Origin of the sequence: Escherichia sp. S10b (genome assembly GCF_028421345.1) — a bacterium.
Taxonomy (GTDB): Bacteria; Pseudomonadota; Gammaproteobacteria; order Enterobacterales; family Enterobacteriaceae; genus ECMA0423.
The window spans coordinates 1-2,500 of record NZ_JAHZSO010000105.1; the positions used below are offsets into that span (position 1 = coordinate 1).

Here is a 2,500-nt window from a genome sequence, read left to right on the forward strand (position 1 = left end):
TTTATTGGTGAGTACTACGTTCCATGGCAGGAGTTCATCAACTCGGTTGGAAGGCCATTCCGGCAGTACGCTCAGGATATGGCGCAGATACGCTTCCGGATCGATACCGTTCAGACGGCAGGTGCCGATCAGCCCGTACAACAGTGCTCCACGCTCGCCGCCGTGATCGCTGCCAAAGAACATAAAGTTTTTCTTTCCGAGACAGACTGCACGAAGCGCTCTTTCCGCAGCATTATTATCCGCCTCCGCCAGACCGTCATCACTGTAATAACAGAGGGCATCCCACTGATTCAGTACATAGCTGAACGCTTCGCCCAGTCTGGATTTTTTCGACAGCGTACCATTCTTCTCCACCATCCATTCATGCAGCGACGTCAGTAACACTTTGCTTCGCTGCTGCCTGACGGCAAGACGCTCTGACTCCGGTAATCCCCGTATTTCATCCTCGATGGCGTACAGTTCACTGATTCGCTTCAGTGCTTCTTCTGCCGTCGCACTTTTGCTGCTGATGTATACATCGTGGATTTTTCGCCGGGCATGGGCCCAGCACGCAACTTCTGTCAGTGCACCACCTTCACGTTCTGCACTGAACAACCTGTCGTAACCTGTGAACGCATCCGCCTGCAGGATACCCCGGAAGGGGCGGAGGTGTTGCTCCGGGTGTTTCCCCTGCCGGTTCGGCGAGTACGCGAACCAGACCGCTGGAGGAGATGACGAACCCACATTGCGATCATCCCGGACATACGTCCAGATACGCCCTGTTTTCGCCTTTTTCTGACCCGGTGCCAGTACCTTTACCGGTGTGTCATCAGTGTGAATCTTGCGGGTGTTCATTACATAACGGTACAGGGCATCATTCACCGGTGTCATTAACTGGCAGCACGCGTCAACCCAGTTGGAGAGTAAGGCCCGGCTCAGTTCGACACCCTGGCGGGCAAAGATTTCACTCTGACGATACAGTGGCAGATGTTCGCAGTATTTTCCCGTTAACACGCGGGCAAGTAATCCGGGGCCCGCGATACCACGCTCTATCGGGCGGGACGGCGCCGGTGCTTCAACAATACAGTCACATTTTGTACAGGCTTTTTTTACCCGTTCTGTGCGGATCACTTTCAGGGCACTGCTCACCAGTTCCAGCTGTTCAGCGCTGACTTCCCCCAGATAATCCAGCTCACCGCCACACTCCGGGCAACAGCTTTCTTCTGGCTCCAGGCGGTGTATTTCACGGGGAAGGTGTGCCGGTAACGGACGACGATGGCGCGACTGTCGCAACTGGCGGGGAACCTGAGGATCGTCTTCCCGCCCACTGTAACGATCGCTGTCCTGTTCACGTTGTTTCAGCAGAGCCTCAGCCAGTTCAACTTCACGACGCAGTTTTTCAGAACGGGTACCGAACAGCATCCGGCGCAGTTTTTCTATCTGAGCCCGCAGATGTTCTATTTCCCGTTCATCTTCTTCGATCTTTTCTTCGGCACGTGTCAGTGCAGAGCGCAGGAAGGCTTCCGTCTCTTCAACCAGACTCAGTTGCTGGTCTTTCTGACGGAGGGCTTCAGCCTGCTCAGAGAGCAACCTTTCCAGCTCTGCGATGCGAATGAGGTATTTCTGACTCATGACCGTTTTTATAATGCGGTCAGGAGTTTTTTACAACATTGTCAGTGAGTTACGGCTGGATGTTTTTGGCTGACGCCAGTCCAGCTTATCGAGGAGCATTGCCAGTTGCGAGCGGGTAATGGATACCTTGCCGTTACGTACCGCAGGCCAGATAAACTGGCCTTCCTCCAGGCGTTTGGTGAACAGGCACAGACCATCAGCATCAGCCCAAAGAATTTTGACGGTGTCACCCCGTCGGCCACGGAAGATAAACAGGTGACCGGAGAAGGGATTATCATTCAGCACATGTTGTACCTGTTCTCCCAGTCCGTTGAAGGATTTACGCATATCGGTAACGCCGGCAACGAGCCAGATACGGGTACCTGATGGGAGTGAGATCATCTTCCCCTCCCGGTCAGTTCACGGATCAACACTGTGAGCAGCTCTGGCGATGGATTTTCCAGCGTCATGTTACCGTGACGGAATTCCACCTTGCAGGAACTGGCACTGACTCTGGTCTGAGTGGAAGTGGATAAAGACGGCGCAATGGCCGCCACAGGTTCTTTCTGCTCATCCGGCGTTATTTCTACAGGTAATAATTCAACGCCAGTGTCAGAAGAGGTCGTTACCGGAAGACGCCGCGAAACACGCCCTTCGTTCTGCCAGAGCCTGAGCCATTTGAAAATAACATTATCATTGACGCCATTTTCACGTGCAATCTGTGCAACACAAGCTCCAGGTTGTGATGCCAGTTCCACCATACGAAGTTTGAATTCATTCGAATAGTTTTTACGAGGTTCTTTTCGCCAGTCCTGTAATTCCATACTTAGATGTCCGTCTATATCAGATGGGCGTCTAAGTTACCAATTCTCGTCTGATGGCTACATACGGCGGTCAGTTTACGCTTACG

Annotated in this window: 3 protein-coding genes; all 3 read right to left on the bottom strand. The window is 52.9% G+C overall.

Annotation, left to right across the window (positions count from 1 at the left end; translation table 11 throughout):
- Positions 1 to 1,611, bottom strand: a 1,611-nt coding sequence (gene tnpC / locus FTE26_RS08210; protein WP_000080193.1) for an IS66-like element ISEc23 family transposase, incomplete at its 3' end; no start/stop codon positions are given.
- 30 nt (positions 1,612 to 1,641) lie between these two features.
- On the bottom strand, positions 1,642 to 1,992 hold the full coding sequence (gene tnpB / locus FTE26_RS08215) for an IS66 family insertion sequence element accessory protein TnpB (protein WP_033554029.1): 351 nt from the start codon (positions 1,990 to 1,992) through the stop codon (positions 1,642 to 1,644).
- A complete protein-coding gene (tnpA, locus tag FTE26_RS08220) occupies positions 1,989 to 2,414 on the bottom strand; it encodes an IS66-like element accessory protein TnpA (protein WP_000422741.1) in 426 nt (141 codons plus the stop codon). Before tnpA ends, tnpB begins: the two co-directional genes overlap by 4 nt.
- Positions 2,415 to 2,500 lie beyond the last annotated feature (86 nt).